We start from the raw sequence: 13,990 nt of genomic DNA, 5'->3' as shown, positions 1-13,990 counted from the left end.
GGATGTCGCGCCGGTTCTATTAGAGCATCGTGCGGAAAAGTGGATCTTGTTTTCCGCGCTCAACGATGCTCTCACTCAAGAAGAAAGCATCGGATGGATCCCAAAAGTGCAAATCCACTTTTGGGTCCGATGCTTTAGGCCATGAAAAACGCCGGGACCCATGCAGGTCCCGGCGCCAGGATAGATCAATTATTTTGGATCAGCGCAGGACGACGCGGCCTTCGACCTTCGGAGAGACCTTGCCGGCCTTGGCCACGTAGTCGATCACCTGGCTTGCCATGAGCTGGCTGGCAGATGTATCGACGAGTGACTTGACGCCGATGAACGAACGATAGCCATCGCCACCGCGACCCACGAAATCATTGGTGGCGAGCTTGTAGATCTTGGCCGGGTCAAGCGGCTGGCCGTTGATCTTGACCGACTTCACGCGGCTGCCGACGGGTTCCTTCACATCGACCTCAGCTACAATGCCGGAGACCTGCGGGAAGCGGCCGCCGAGTTCGCGCACCTGACTCACGCCATTCTCGAGCGCATCCTTGATCTGCGCGCCGGTAACTTCGAGCAGCACGGTGGTGTTGCCGAACGGCATTTCGGACAGGATGTCGCGCCGGGTCAGCTTCTGGCCGGCCTGGTACTGCTTGTCCGCCCGGATGCCGCCGCCATTGGTGATGGCGACGTCGGCGCCGACTGCGGCCTTCATGGCATCGGCAATCAGGTTGCCCATGGCGGCCTCACCTCCGCGCACGGTGGCGCGGCGGCTGTCGAGGGCGGTCTCCGTGACGCCGATCTCGACGTCGAGTTCCTTGGAGAGCTTGTCCTCGTAGCCCTTCACCACGGCCTCGATGTCGGGATCGGGCTTCACGCTGACCGTGTCGACGATGCGGAAGTTCGGCGACCAGGACACGGTGGTCTTGCCGTCCTTCGTCGCCTTGGTCACGGCGAGTTCGACGACGTTGACGAAGTTGGCCTGGGACTCGGCCTCCGACAGGACCACCTTGCCGTCATAGAAGGCGAGCAGGTGCTCGTCATGGCCGCCGATGATCACGTCCACGCCGGCGGAGCGGGCAATGATCATGTCGACTGTCAGGGGCGTGTGAGCAACGGCAACGACTATGTCGGCGCCCTTCTCGCGCAGTTCCTTGGCCTTCGCGCGGGCCGTGTCGATGGTGGAGGAGAACTTGATGGTGCCGGGGCTCGACTCGATCGGCGTCGTCTCGGTGGTGAGGCCGAAGAATCCGATCTTCACCCCCTGAACCTCGACCATCTTGTCGGCTTTGGTGTTGGCCGGCAGGCCGTTGCCGTCGACGATATTGGTGGCCAGCACGTCGAACTTGGCCTCGGCCATACGGTCGCGGAAGGCCGCGTCGCCGAGATCGAATTCATGGTTGCCCGGCGCCATGGCGTCGACGCCCATGCGGTTCAGGATGTCGATGATGTGGGCTCCCTTGTCGAAGCCTGAGAGAAGCGAGGGGGAGATCGTATCGCCCGCATGGATGAAGAAGGCATTGCCCTTCGCCTTCTCCTCCCTGACCACCGTCGCCAGGCGGGCGAAGCCGCCGCGGCCCTTCTCGGCGCTCATGCGATCGATGTCGTTGGTATGGACGAAGCGGATCGTCACGGCCTCCTGCGCCAGGGCTGTGCCCGACAGCAGCAGGGATAGTCCAAAAAAGCCGGCGCGCAGGGCGGCGGAGGGGCGGCTCTGAAGCATCATACAAGGTCCTCGTAGCAGGTTGGATCCACAGTGAGAGGCGTGGAGCCTAGACCGGAAACGTGTCACAGAAGTAACATCCTGTCGACATTCTCGGCGCCTCAATCAGCGGCATTCCCGATGTCCTTTTGACCTGTTCCGCCAGATACCCTTAGCCGGCGCAGCGTCGGCCCTTTGACTTCAGAAGAAAGGCCTAATCTCTCCATGCCCGGCCCCATCAGCCAAGCTCTCGCCGAGTTCCGCGGCAAGCCTGACACCCAAGGGTGGCGCAGGCTGCCCTTCTTCCAGGATGGCAGCGCCGAAGCCGTAGCCGCCAAGGTCGATGCGGTGATCGCTTCCGGCGCTCAGGTGCTGCCGCCACCGGAGGCCGTGTTCACCAGCGTCAGCCTCACGCCTCTGGAGAAGGTCAAGGTGGTCGTTCTCGGTCAAGACCCCTATCCCACACCGGGTGATTCCCATGGTCTCGCGTTCTCCTATCGCGGCTCCCGGCGGCTGCCCGCTTCCTTAAGGACGATCCTGCGCGAGATGGCCGAGGATCTGGACGCCCCGATGCCCACATCGGGCGACCTCTCGAAATGGGCCCGGCAGGGCGTGCTCCTCATCAACACGGCGCTGACGGTGGAGGCCGGCCAATCGGGAGCCCATATGAAATTCGGCTGGTCGGCCCTGGTCGATCAGGCGATTGCCGCCATCTCGCAGCAGCAGCCCGCCGTCGTGTTCCTGCTCTGGGGCGGTCCTGCCCGCAAGCGTGCGACGCTCGTGGACAGGGCGAAGCATCTCGTGATCGAGGCCGGACACCCCTCTCCGCTCAACCGCCTCAACGACTTCCGCGGCACCAAGCCCTTCAGCCGTGCCAATGCCTGGCTCGTAGAGAAAGGCCTCGAACCCATCGATTGGCGGCTGGATGCTTGAGAGCCCACGAAGCACCTTGCCGAGAGGCGTCCTCAAGGGCTAGGTCTCGCGGCAGGCAATCTGCGGCCGCGCTGCCGCGACAGGCTTGGAGATCAGCATGACGGAATCCCTGTTCGGACAGGTCGAAGCCTTCGCGGGCGACCCGATCCTCTCCCTCAACGACAGCTTCAAGACCGATCCGCGCCCCGAGAAGGTCAATCTCAGCATCGGCGTCTATACCGACGAGCAGGGACGCCTTCCCGTGCTGGGCTCGGTTCGGGCCGCCTATGAGCGCAACGGCTTCGCGGAGCGTCCCTACCTGCCGATGGAAGGCCATGCGGGCTACCGCGAGGGCGTGCAGAAGCTGATCTTCGGCGATAAGCATCCGGCTCTTGCCGACAAGCGCATCGCGACGATCCAGACCCTCGGCGGCACGGGCGCGGTGGGCATTGCGGCCGACTTCCTCGCCAAGCATACGCTTGGCCGGACCATTCTCGTCAGCGATCCGACCTGGGATAACCATCACGGTCTGTTCCAGCGGGCCGGCTTCAAGACGGCAACCTACCCTTATTGGAACCGGGCCAGCCGCTCGGTTGATTTCGACGGCATGGTGCAGGCTCTTGAGGCCGCGGAAGCCGGGTCCATCGTGGTGATCCAGCCCGTCTGCCACAACCCCACCGGCGTCGACCTCGACGAGCGGCAGCAGGCGGCCGTCACCGACGTGCTGGTGGCCAAGGGCCACATCGTGGTGTTCGACATGGCCTATCAGGGCTTCGGCGCCAGCCTCGACGAGGATGCAGCCTTCGTGCGCCGCTATGCGGAACGAGCCAGCTGCCTTGTAGCCAATTCCTTCTCGAAGAACTTTTCGCTCTATGGCGAGCGCTGCGGGGGCTTGAGCGTCGTGTGCCGCGATCATGACGAGGCTGAACGCGTGCTCGGGCAGCTTAAGCTCGCCGTACGCCGCAGCTACTCGAGCCCGCCGATGACCGCCGGCCTGCTTGTCGCAACGGTGCTCGGCAATGACGACCTGCGTGCCCAATGGACCCGCGAGGTCGAGACCATGCGCACCCGCATGGATTCCATGCGCAAGCTCCTCGCCAAGCAGATCCGCTCCCTGTCGAACGAGATCGATGTGAGCTTCCTCACGAACCAGCGCGGCATGTTCAGCTACACGGGGTTGAACGAGCAGCAGGTCACGACCCTGCGCGAGCGGGATGGAGTTTATCTCGTGGGATCGGGACGCATGTGCGTGGCGGGGCTGAACGAGGCGAACGTGCCGAAGGTGGCGAAAAGCTTCGTGGAAGTCAGCCAGGCGCGGGGCTGAAGCCTAATTGTGGAGCAGTCATCCCGGACGGCGCAGCCGATCCGGGATGACGCTTGTTGGGTTACTCCGCCGCAACCGCCATCGGCTGGGTGTCCGCGCGGAACTTGGCCAGCAGATCGGCTTCCTCCGCCTTGGCGGCTTTCAAGTTCCGCTCCTTGATGTGGCCGAAGCCGCGGATCTTCTGCGGGATGCTGGCGAGCGCAATCGCTATCGCATGGTTGCCGGCATTAAGCTTCGTCACGATCTCGTCGATCCGCCCCTCGAACTCGCGGATGAGACCGCGCTCGGTGCGTCGCTCGTGGGTGTAGCCGAAGACGTCGAGCGGCGTGCCACGTAGCGCCTTGAACTTCGCAAGAACGCCCATGGCTTTCAGCATCCACGGCCCGAAGCTCATCTTGCGCGGAAGGCCGGTGACCGGATCCTTCTTGGCAAGCACAGGCGGCGCCATGTGGAACTCGTAACGCAGGTTCTCGCCCTCGAAGGCTGACGCGACTTGTTTTTCGAAATGGCCGTTCGTATAGAGACGCGCCACCTCGTACTCGTCCTTGTAGGCCATGAGCTTGAACAGCGAGCGCGCCACTGCGTCGGTGAGCGCGGTCGAGCCCGAAACGGCCTTGTCCTCCGCCGCGCGGACGCGCTCGACCAGGGTGCTGTAGCGCCGCGCATAACGCCGGCTCTGATAGCTGGACAGGAAGCCGACACGCCGCTCGATCACCTCGTCAAGAGTCTCGGACAGCTTGCGTGATTCCGTCGGGGCCTTCATCTCGCCGATGACCGATGCGATCAGTTCCGGCTCGGCCGCCGCGCGGCGGCCCCAGGTGAAGGCGGCGAGATTCATCTTCACCGCCTCACCATTGAGCTCGATGGCCTTCTCGATGGCAGCGCCCGAGAGCGGAACGCGGCCGGTCTGGTAGGCATAGCCCAGCATGAACATGTTGGCCGCGATTGCATTGCCGAGAAGCGCGGTGGCAACCGCCGTGGCGTCGACGAAGGACACGCCCTCGGCACCTGCCGCCGACTTGATCGCCCGCTTCAGACGCTCCGTCGGCAGGGAGAAATCAGCGTTGCGGGTGAAATCGCCCGGCATCACCTCGGCGGTGTTCACCACGAGCGCCGTCTGGCCCTGCTTCACGGCGGCCAGCACCTTCTTGGTGCCGGTCACCACGAGATCGCAGCCGAGCACGAGATGGGCCGAATCCGCGCTCACGCGGATGGCATGAATGTCGTCCTGGTTGTTGGCAAGGCGCACATGGCTGTAGACCGCGCCGCCCTTCTGGGCGAGGCCGGCCATGTCGATCATGCCGAGGCCCTTGCCCTCAAGATGCGCCGCCATGCCGAGGATCGCCCCGATGGTGACGACGCCGGTGCCGCCTACGCCCGTCACGATGACGTTGAAGGTGCGGTTGATGGCGGGGATCGCCGGATCGGGCAGCAGCTTGAACGACACGCCCTCCGTCGAGACGGTCTCCGGCACGGCCTTCTTCACCTTGGCGCCATGCACCGTCACGAAGGACGGGCAGAAGCCGTTCACGCAGGAGAAGTCCTTGTTGCAGTTCGACTGGTCGATCTGGCGCTTGCGGCCGAACTCCGTTTCAACCGGCTGCACCGCCACGCAGTTGGACTGCACCGAGCAATCGCCGCAGGCCTCGCACACGAGATCGTTGATGATGACGCGCTTGTCCGGATCCGGGAACTCGCCGCGCTTGCGGCGTCGGCGCTTCTCCGACGCGCAGGTCTGGTCGTAGATCATCACCGACACGCCGGGCACGTCCGCGAGCTGGCGCTGCACGGATTCCAGCTCGCTGCGATGATGGATCGTCATGCCGGCCGGCCAGCGGATCTCCTTCGGGTACTTGTGCGGCTCGTCGGTCACGAGGGCGACGCGCTCGACGCCTTCCTCGCGCACCTGACGGGCGATCATATCGACGGTGAGCCCGCCTTCGTGTTTCTGCCCGCCGGTCATGGCGACCGCGTCGTTGAAGAGGATCTTGTAGGTGACGTTGGTCTTGGTGTGGATCGACCAGCGCAGGGCCAGCACGCCCGAATGGTTATAGGTGCCGTCGCCTAGGTTCTGGAACACGTGGCCGCGCTTGGAGAACGGCGACTCGCCGATCCAGTTGGCGCCCTCGCCACCCATCTGGGTGAAGCCTTCCGTCGAGCGGTCCATCCACTGCACCATGTAGTGGCAGCCGATGCCCGCATAGGCGCGCATACCCTCAGGCACCTTCGTGGAGGAGTTGTGCGGACAGCCGGCGCAGAAATGCGGCGTACGGGTCGCGACGTCGCTGGTGGCGATGAGCACCTCCTGCGCATGGCGAAGCCGTGCCACGCGGCCGCGCAGATCATCGTTGTTGTGGTAGGCCAGCAGACGCTCGCCGATAGCGATGGCGATATCATTGGGATCGAGCGCGCCCTTAACCGGGAAGAGCCAGCTTCCCTCCTCGTCCTTCTTGCCGATGCAGACCGGCTGGTTGGCCGTGCCGTAAAGCTCCTCGCGCAGCTGCACCTCGATGAGGGAGCGCTTCTCCTCGACGACGATCACCTTGTCGAGCCCGCGCGCGAAATCCACCAGCTCGCGCTGCGACAGCGGCCACGGGCAGGCAACCTTGTAGAGGCGCAGGCCCATGTCGTTGGCCTTCACCTCGTCGAGGCCGAGCTCATCCAGCGCCTGGCGCACATCGAGATAGGACTTGCCGACCGTGATGATGCCGATCTTCGGGTTGCGGCCGCCGGAGAGAACGATGCGGTTGAGGTTGTTGGCGCGCACGAAGGCCAGCATGGCGTCGCGCTTGAAGTCCTGAAGCCGCGCCTCCTGGTCGAGCACGCCGTCGCGGTTGCGGATGTTGAGGCCGCCCGGCGGCATCGTGAAATCGTCAGGAATGATGATCTTCACGCGGTCGAGGGACGCATCGACGGAAGAGGTCGATTCGATGTTGTCCTTGACGCATTTGAAGGCGACCCACGTGCCGGAAAAGCGGCTCATGGCATAGCCGTAGAGGCCGTAATCGAGGATCTCCTGAACGCCTGCCGGATTCAGGATCGGCATCATCACGTCGACGAAGTGGAACTCGGACTGGTGCGCGACGGTGGAGGATTCGGCCGTGTGATCGTCGCCCATGAGAGCGAGCACGCCCCCATGTTGCGAGGAGCCGGCCATGTTGGCATGACGGAACACGTCGCCGGAACGGTCGACGCCGGGGCCCTTGCCGTACCAGAGGCCGAAGACGCCGTCATACTTGCCCTCGCCGCGAACCTCCGCCTGCTGGGCGCCCCAGATGGCGGTGGCGGCAAGTTCCTCGTTGAGGCCGGGCTGAAAGACGATGTTGGACTGGTCCAGCCATTTGCGGGCACGCCACAGGTTCTGGTCGAGGCCGCCGATGGGGGAACCGCGATAGCCGGACACGAGACCGGCCGTGTTGAGGCCCGCGAGCCGGTCGCGCTCGCGCTGCATCAGCAGCATACGGATGACGGCCTGCGTTCCGGTAATGAAAACGTGATCCTTCGACAGATCGTACTTGTCGTCGAGCGTTACCTGACGAAGCGCAACAGAACCTTCGGCCATGATCCGTTTTCCTCCTGGGGCTTGGCCCCGCTGCCGGTAATCCGGTCTTGTTGTTTGGAATATGTCAGTAATGCTGACATATATGCCCGAGCCCGTCAATCAACGCCTTCGTTTCGCCTCTGTTAACCATACAACGATCATATCGCATCTCATGACCGGCCTTCGCCGGGAGCGTCGCTGTTCCAGGGTCACCACATGACACGCCATCTCGGTCTGAAATCCGCCCTGACGGCCTTGGGTGTCGGCCTGTCCTCACCGGTGCTCGCGCATCCGCATGTGTGGGTCACGGCCAAGGCGGAAATCGTTTTCGCCCCTGACGGCAAGGTGACGGGTGTTCGCCATCACTGGACCTTCGACGAGGCCTACACGGCCTATGTCACGCAAGGGCTGGACAAGAACAACGACGGCAAGCTGGCCCCGGAAGAGCTGCAGGAACTTGCTGATGAGAACGCGGCTTCCCTCAACGAGTTCGACTATTTCACCGTGCTGAAGGCGCGGGGCAAGCCGCAGACCTTCGACCCGCCGCGGGAGGCCCGGATGACCATGGAGAAAACGCAAGTGTCCATGTCGTTCCTCCTGCCGCTCAAGGCGCCGGTGGCCCCCACGGGAGCGGTCTCGGTGGAGATCGAGGATCCGACCTTCTTCGTCTATTTCAGCCTGACGGAAGGCCAAGCGGCCATCTCGCTGGCCAATGCGCCTCAGGGCTGCATGACCAGCATCGCCAAGGCGAAGCCCCTGGATTCCACCATGCAGCAGATCCTGCAGGATGAGGGCGCCATCCAGCCGCAGGATATCGGCATCGAGTACTCCAACAGGGCCATCATCGCATGTCCCTGACCGCCGACGCCCCTGCCCTTCCTGGCGCTGATCGCACGCCGCTGTCGCGGCGGATCGGCGTCATGCTCATCGCCATCTTCGTCGTGGCGGCCGCGATGGGACTGATCGGCCTGTGGCTCGGGCCCATCGGCAAGCCCCCGCCGCGCAATCCGTTCGGCATGGGCCTGCGGGAAGCAACGCCCTCCGGGAGCATTGGCGTCTGGATCCTGTCCGTTCAATCCGACTTCTACGCGAGCCTGAGGGACAGCGTGCGGGAGCTGAAGGAAAACGGCTCCGCCTTTCTCCCGCTTCTGCTCGTCGGCTTTGCCTATGGTGTCTTCCACGCAGCCGGCCCTGGCCACGGCAAGGGCGTGATCTCGGCCTATCTGGTCGCCGACGAAAAGGCTCTCCGCAAGGGCTTCCTCTTGAGCCTGGCGGCCGCCCTCGTGCAGGCGCTGGTCGCCATCGGCATCGTGACACTGGTCAGCCTCGTGCTGCGCGCCACCGCCTCCACCATGAACAAGCTCGCCCTGAACGTCGAAGTGGCGAGCTTCATCGCTGTGGCCCTTCTCGGCGCCGTCATCACCTGGCGCAAGGCCGGCAAGGCTCTGGGCGTCATGGCGCTGGCCCGTAATCCCTTCGCCCCGGTGCAGGAGAGTTGCGATCACGCCCACCTGCCGCCGCCGGAGGAACTCAGCCGCCTCACCCGCTGGCGCGACATGGCAGGTGTGGCGATTGCCGCCGGTATCCGCCCCTGCGCGGGCGCCCTCATCGTCCTGGTCTTTGCCCTGTCGCAGGGCCTGTTTGCCGCCGGCATCGCGGCCACCTTCGCCATGGCGCTCGGCACCGCGCTCACCACCAGCGCCATCGCGGCGCTCGCGGTGTTCTTCAAGGCCATGGCCTTGCGGCTCGCCGGCGGGCGCGGCGCTTCGGGGGCCATCGCCATCGCCGCACTGGAGCTTCTCGCCGCCGCCTTCGTGCTGGTCCTGGGCGTGAGCCTTCTCTACGGCCTTTGGGCAGCGGGCTAGAGGCCCAGCGCACCACCATCTGAGCGCGGATCGTGCACGGCTTCGACTCTGCCGTTGCGCGGGTGCTTCACCAGCATGCCAGCATGGCCGAAGCGGCCGGAATAGGCCTCGTCCATCTCCTCGATCCGATGGCCGAGTCGGGACAGGCCACGGATCAGGCCGGGATCGAAATGGCTCTCCACCTTCAGCACGGCCTCGCGCTCACGCGGTTTCGCATCGAGCAGCCAGCGAGGCGCTTCCACCGCGCCCGCCAGACCCATGCCGGCCTCTGCGTAGCGTGAAAAAATCTGGCTGAGGAACTGGGGCTGGGTCTCGCCGCCCATCGCCCCGAAGGACAGGACCCGTCCATCGTCGAACACGGCCATGGCCGGATTGAGGGAATGGAGCGGCCGATGGCCGGGCTCCAGCCGGTTGCGGCTGGCAGGATCGAGCGAGAACGCCGTGCCGCGATTGTGCCAGAGGACGCCCGTCGCAGGGAGCAGGCAGCCGGAGCCATAGGCCCAAAACACGGACTGGATGTAGGACACGGCGAGCCCGTCACGGTCGATGGCCCCCATCCAGATCGTGTCCCCGTCGATGGGGCGCGGCAGGGGAAAGGATGCCGCCCGCCTCATGTCGATGATGGCAGCCTCCCTTTCCAGCGCCTGGAGCGTCAGGAAGGAGGCCGGGTCGTGGGTGACGTTGCGCGGGTCCGCGACCACCCGGTCTCGGACGGCGAAGGCGCGCTTTGCGGCCTCGATGAGCGCGTGATGATGCTCCGGCGTCTCGGCCCGGAGCCCCTTGAGGCGCTCGACCATGCCGAGGATCAGCAGGGTGGCCAGCCCCTGGCTCGGCGGCGGCAGGTTAAAGACTGTGGAACTCTTCAGCCGGACCGACAGAGGCTCCACCACGCGGGCGCGATAGGTCTCCAGATCCTTGCGGGTGATGGGGCTGTCGATCCGCTCCAGATCGAGGGCGATCTCCCGCCCCACATCGCCCCGGTAGAAATCGGCAAGGCCCGCATGGGCGAGCCGCTCCAGGGTGTCGGCGAGGCGAGGCGTCAGCCTCTGCGTGCCCTCCGGCGCCCTCTTACCCTCAACCAGGAAGGCCTCGGCAAAACCGGGAACCTCGTAGAGGGCGGCCTCCTCGCCGGTCACGAACCGCTCCTCGGACCGGGAGACCGGATAGCCGTTACGGGCATGGCGGATGGCATCGCCCAACAGAAGATCGAGCGGCATCCGCCCGCCGAGCGCCTTGGAGAGTTCCAGGGCCAGCCCCCATCCGCTGACCGCGCCGGCCACGGTGAGGGCCGAATCCGGTCCGCGCGGCGGAATGGCATCATAGCCCTTGTCCCGGTAGCTCTTGATGGTTGCGAGCGAACCGGCCGGCCCCGAGGCGTCGAGGGCATGGATGCGCCCCTTCGGCTCGCGCACGAGCCAGAACCCGTCACCGCCGATGCCGTTCATGTGCGGATAGACCACCGCGATGCTGGCCGCCATGGCCACCATGGCCTCGATGGCGTTGCCGCCCGCAGCCAGGATGTTCTGGCCGGCCTCGGAGGCAAGGCTGTGGGGAGCCGCTACGGCGGCTGTTGAGAAGACGGGTGTTTCGGGCATGGGCTCTTGAATGTGGGGCGCGACAGAATGAGATTCGGGCAGAGCTTGCACCGGAGGGGGCGTTTAGGGTAGTCCCATCGGCAACAAATGAAGTGAGGCAACCTTGGCTCAGGCGAAAAGCACCAACTGGCGCAACGTGATCACCGTGATCAGCATCATGATCCTGGTGGGCGCGGAGGTCTTCGGCGTCGCGATCGCCGCCGGCTGGGCGATTGCTGGCCTGTTCGAGCTCGGCGACTATGTGGGCTACGCCCTCATGGTTCTGTTCAGCCTGTTCGCTCTTTACATCCTCGTGAATCTCTGGCGCCGCTGCATCGCCGTCGAGCCGCTCACCGGGCGCGCCTAAGGCTTATCGCACACCTTCATCACGATGGGGTCGGCCTCGGGCGGCACATAGGCCTCCATCGGCCGGCATTGGCCTGCCATGCAGATCCGCCAGTCGGCCGTGGCTCCTGACCGACGCATGATCACCTGGGCCTGAGGCGGCAGGTTCGGCTTCCAAGACCAGACCCCATTGACGAGCCTGACCTCCGGCGGCGGCTCCATGCCGGCGCCGGAACCGCGCACCCGCGCCTCGACAAGCTCAAGCCCGGCCGGGGTGCTGCGCCAATCCTCCTCCCAGACGATCTTCTCGACCGAGTGCGTCCAGGCGAGCGTAATCGCGCCCGCCATGAGGGGCGCGATCATGGAGCCGGCCAGGAGGCAGATCATCAACCGACGGCTGGCTTGGCGATCCGGCGCGTCTGCCAGACGTGATAGCCGACAAAGAGTGCGGAGAGCACGAAGCCGATCTCATCCGTCAGCGGGATGGCCGCCACCAGGAGGCCGGCGGCGACCGCCGCCCAGATGCGCTCCCACCAGGCCAGGGGCTTGAGGAAGTAACCAACCGACGCCACGCCCCAGAGCACCATGGCGAGCGAGGCTTTGACCACGATGTAGACCACCGCGAGCCAGTAGCCTGCCCCCTCCAAGCCAGGCACGGGCTGCAGCATCAGGGTGGGATCGTAGACGGCCATGTAGGGGATGACGAAGCCCGGCAGCGCGATCTTCATCGCCTGGATGCCGATCTTGAGCCCGGACTCCTTCGCCATCGGCGCTGCCGCGAAGGCCGCGAGCGCCACCGGTGGGGTCAGGTCCGCCATGATGCCGAAATAGAACACGAACATGTGCGAGACGATGAGCGGCACATCAAGCTGCAGCAGGATGGGAGCGGCAAGCGACGAGGTGATGATGTAGTTCGGGATCGTCGGGATGCCCATGCCGAGGATCAGGCTGAAGATCATCGTGAGCACGAGGGCGGCGAAGATGTTCTCCTTGCCGATAGAGATCATCCAGGTGCCCACGATGGTGCCAAGACCTGTGAGCGTCATGGTGCCGATCACGATGCCGACGACCGCGCAGGCGAGGCCCACGGGGAGCGCTTGGCGCGCGCCATCCGCCATCGCGTCGACGCAGGCCTGCAGGGTCGTGCGACCGCGACCGGTGAAGGCATTCCACAAGGAGAGCGCGGCTACGACGAGGACGACGAGGGTTACGGTGGAAGCAAGCGAATAGGCCGCCACCAGCGCCAGTCCGATCCAGAACGCGATGCGCAGGGCCTGTGTGCCGAACCCCGCCACGATGGCGGTGCCGAGGATCAGCGCCACAGTGAGCGACAGGCCCACCGCACCGGCGAAGAGCGGCGTGTAACCGGCAAAGAGCAGATAGACGAGAACACCGAGCGGAGCGAGAAGGAACCACTTCTTCTTCATCTCGGTCCAGGCGTTTGGCAGCTCGGATTTCGGCAAGCCCCTCAGGTTGCTCTTGCCAGCCTCCAAGTGCACCGCGAGGTAGCAGGCCGCGAAATAGAGGATGGCCGGAATGATCGCGGCCTCCACGATCTTCGAATAGGGCACATCGATCGTCTCGGCCATGATGAAGGCGACAGCGCCCATGACCGGCGGCATGATCTGGCCGCCCATGGACGAGGTCGCCTCGACGCCGCCGGCGAAGGCGGACTTGAAGCCGAAGCGTTTCATCAGCGGAATCGTGAACTGGCCCGAGGCCACGACATTGGCGACGCCGGATCCGGAAACGGTGCCCATAAGCGCGGACGATGCCACGCAGACCTTGCCGGGGCCGCCCTGCTTGTCGCCGAACACCGCCATCGAGATGTCGTTGAAGAAGTCGATGACGCCGGCCTTCTCCATGAAGGCGCCGAACAGGATGAACAGGAAGATGTAGGTAGCCGACACCAGCGTCGGCGTGCCGTAGATGCCTTCGGTTCCGAAGGACATGTGCTCGATCACCTGCTCGAGCGAATAGCCGCGGTGATCGAGAGGAGCCGGCAGGTAATCGCCGAACAGGCAATAGGACAGGAACAGGCCCGCGACGATTGGAAGGGCCGGGCCCATCACGCGCCAGACGAGATAGATAAGGATGGCGAGCGCCGCGATGCCGACGACGAGGTCGAGCGTGGTGAGATCGCCGGCGCGAACCACCAGCTCCTCGTAATGCAGCCAATGGTACAGGCCGACCAGGAAGCTGGCGACGCCGACGATCCAGCCGACGGCGCGCAAGGAAGACGAGCCCGAACGATGGTTCGCGATCATCGCTCCGGCCACGAGGCACAGGAAACCCACATGAAGGGTGCGCACCACCTGGCTCGGCATGCTGCCTCCGAACCAGAGCACCAGCCCGAACGCCACGGCAATTGCAACCCAGGCCATGGCGCCGTCGACGATGCTGCGGCGGCGTACCGCGAGCCCGATCAGCCATGCCGCCCAGGCCACCATCGTGACGGCGAAAAGATGCGTGAGGCTCAAGCCTGCGATGAACGGTTGATCGAGGGGAATGCCGAAGGAGGTGATGATCTGGAACGTAGAGAAGGAGACGGCAATCCAGAACAGGAGCCTGCCGAGGAAACCCTCGCCGAAGCTCTCCGGCAGGCCGTGCTCCGGGTTCACGGCCTCAGAGGGCGCCTCCATCTGGGCGAGTTCGGAAGTGTTGACGCCCTGGCTCATCTGCGGCTCCTCACGGATCGTTCTTCTAAAGCATCGGACCCAAAAGTGGACTTGCACTTTTGGG

Annotated in this window: 10 protein-coding genes; 5 read left to right on the top strand and 5 right to left on the bottom strand. The window is 64.8% G+C overall.

Features of this window, described 5'->3' with window-relative positions; genetic code table 11:
• Window positions 1-199 precede the first annotated feature (199 nt).
• Complete coding sequence (locus tag JKL45_RS15640; protein WP_246498570.1) at window positions 200-1,711, bottom strand: bifunctional metallophosphatase/5'-nucleotidase; 1,512 nt, start codon at window positions 1,709-1,711, stop codon at window positions 200-202.
• Between the two features lie 201 nt (window positions 1,712-1,912).
• Between JKL45_RS15640 and ung the strand changes: the two genes are divergently transcribed.
• Window positions 1,913-2,620, top strand: coding sequence for a uracil-DNA glycosylase (gene ung / locus JKL45_RS15635; RefSeq protein ID WP_201862443.1), 708 nt, complete (start codon window positions 1,913-1,915; stop codon window positions 2,618-2,620).
• A 97-nt stretch (window positions 2,621-2,717) separates the two neighbouring features.
• Window positions 2,718-3,923: an amino acid aminotransferase gene (locus JKL45_RS15630; protein ID WP_246498569.1), complete on the top strand. Its 1,206-nt coding sequence runs from the start codon at window positions 2,718-2,720 to the stop codon at window positions 3,921-3,923.
• 61 nt (window positions 3,924-3,984) lie between these two features.
• On the opposite strand, the gene JKL45_RS15625 is transcribed toward JKL45_RS15630, so the two are convergent.
• The gene (locus JKL45_RS15625) at window positions 3,985-7,485 is read right to left on the bottom strand and encodes an indolepyruvate ferredoxin oxidoreductase family protein (protein WP_201862441.1); all 3,501 of its coding nucleotides are present in this window, start codon (window positions 7,483-7,485) and stop codon (window positions 3,985-3,987) included.
• 195 nt (window positions 7,486-7,680) lie between these two features.
• Here JKL45_RS15625 and JKL45_RS15620 point away from each other — a divergent pair, with 195 nt between their 5' ends.
• Both JKL45_RS15620 and JKL45_RS15615 read left to right on the top strand, forming a co-directional pair.
• Window positions 7,681-8,322 carry a DUF1007 family protein gene (locus JKL45_RS15620; RefSeq protein WP_201862439.1) on the top strand — a complete coding sequence of 214 codons (642 nt, stop codon included), beginning with the start codon at window positions 7,681-7,683 and terminating at the stop codon, window positions 8,320-8,322.
• Window positions 8,313-9,329 (top strand): nickel/cobalt transporter, encoded by a 1,017-nt coding sequence (locus JKL45_RS15615; protein WP_201862437.1) that lies wholly within the window; start codon window positions 8,313-8,315, stop codon window positions 9,327-9,329. The genes JKL45_RS15620 and JKL45_RS15615 overlap by 10 nt, the downstream gene beginning before the upstream one ends.
• Here the strand turns inward: JKL45_RS15615 and JKL45_RS15610 are convergent.
• The gene (locus tag JKL45_RS15610) at window positions 9,326-10,924 is read right to left on the bottom strand and encodes a gamma-glutamyltransferase family protein (protein ID WP_201862434.1); all 1,599 of its coding nucleotides are present in this window, start codon (window positions 10,922-10,924) and stop codon (window positions 9,326-9,328) included. The genes JKL45_RS15615 and JKL45_RS15610 overlap by 4 nt on opposite strands.
• Before the next feature lie 157 nt (window positions 10,925-11,081).
• On the opposite strand from JKL45_RS15610, the gene JKL45_RS15605 reads away from it, so the two are divergent.
• Window positions 11,082-11,270, top strand: coding sequence for a hypothetical protein (locus JKL45_RS15605; protein ID WP_201862536.1), 189 nt, complete (start codon window positions 11,082-11,084; stop codon window positions 11,268-11,270).
• Here the strand turns inward: JKL45_RS15605 and JKL45_RS15600 are convergent.
• Both JKL45_RS15600 and JKL45_RS15595 read right to left on the bottom strand, forming a co-directional pair.
• Window positions 11,267-11,635, bottom strand: a complete 369-nt coding sequence (locus JKL45_RS15600) for a DUF1850 domain-containing protein (RefSeq protein WP_201862431.1) — start codon at window positions 11,633-11,635, stop codon at window positions 11,267-11,269. The two genes, JKL45_RS15605 and JKL45_RS15600, sit on opposite strands and share 4 nt — an antisense overlap.
• Complete coding sequence (locus JKL45_RS15595; protein ID WP_201862429.1) at window positions 11,635-13,926, bottom strand: TRAP transporter permease; 2,292 nt, start codon at window positions 13,924-13,926, stop codon at window positions 11,635-11,637. The genes JKL45_RS15600 and JKL45_RS15595 overlap by 1 nt, the downstream gene beginning before the upstream one ends.
• Window positions 13,927-13,990 lie beyond the last annotated feature (64 nt).

The organism is Microvirga soli, from assembly GCF_016734765.1.
GTDB classification, from domain to species: domain Bacteria; phylum Pseudomonadota; class Alphaproteobacteria; order Rhizobiales; family Beijerinckiaceae; genus Microvirga; species Microvirga soli.
This window is presented reverse-complemented; position numbering and strand designations above follow the sequence as displayed.

Coding starts and splice junctions, on each gene's coding strand:
- JKL45_RS15620 (WP_201862439.1), top strand. CDS start 7,681: ATGACACGCCATCTCGGTCTGAAATCCGCCCTGACGGCCTTGGGTGTC.
- JKL45_RS15630 (WP_246498569.1), top strand. CDS start 2,718: ATGACGGAATCCCTGTTCGGACAGGTCGAAGCCTTCGCGGGCGACCCG.
- JKL45_RS15610 (WP_201862434.1), bottom strand. CDS start 10,924: ATGCCCGAAACACCCGTCTTCTCAACAGCCGCCGTAGCGGCTCCCCAC.
- JKL45_RS15595 (WP_201862429.1), bottom strand. CDS start 13,926: ATGAGCCAGGGCGTCAACACTTCCGAACTCGCCCAGATGGAGGCGCCC.
- ung (WP_201862443.1), top strand. CDS start 1,913: ATGCCCGGCCCCATCAGCCAAGCTCTCGCCGAGTTCCGCGGCAAGCCT.
- JKL45_RS15600 (WP_201862431.1), bottom strand. CDS start 11,635: ATGATCTGCCTCCTGGCCGGCTCCATGATCGCGCCCCTCATGGCGGGC.
- JKL45_RS15625 (WP_201862441.1), bottom strand. CDS start 7,485: ATGGCCGAAGGTTCTGTTGCGCTTCGTCAGGTAACGCTCGACGACAAG.
- JKL45_RS15605 (WP_201862536.1), top strand. CDS start 11,082: ATGATCCTGGTGGGCGCGGAGGTCTTCGGCGTCGCGATCGCCGCCGGC.
- JKL45_RS15640 (WP_246498570.1), bottom strand. CDS start 1,711: ATGATGCTTCAGAGCCGCCCCTCCGCCGCCCTGCGCGCCGGCTTTTTT.
- JKL45_RS15615 (WP_201862437.1), top strand. CDS start 8,313: ATGTCCCTGACCGCCGACGCCCCTGCCCTTCCTGGCGCTGATCGCACG.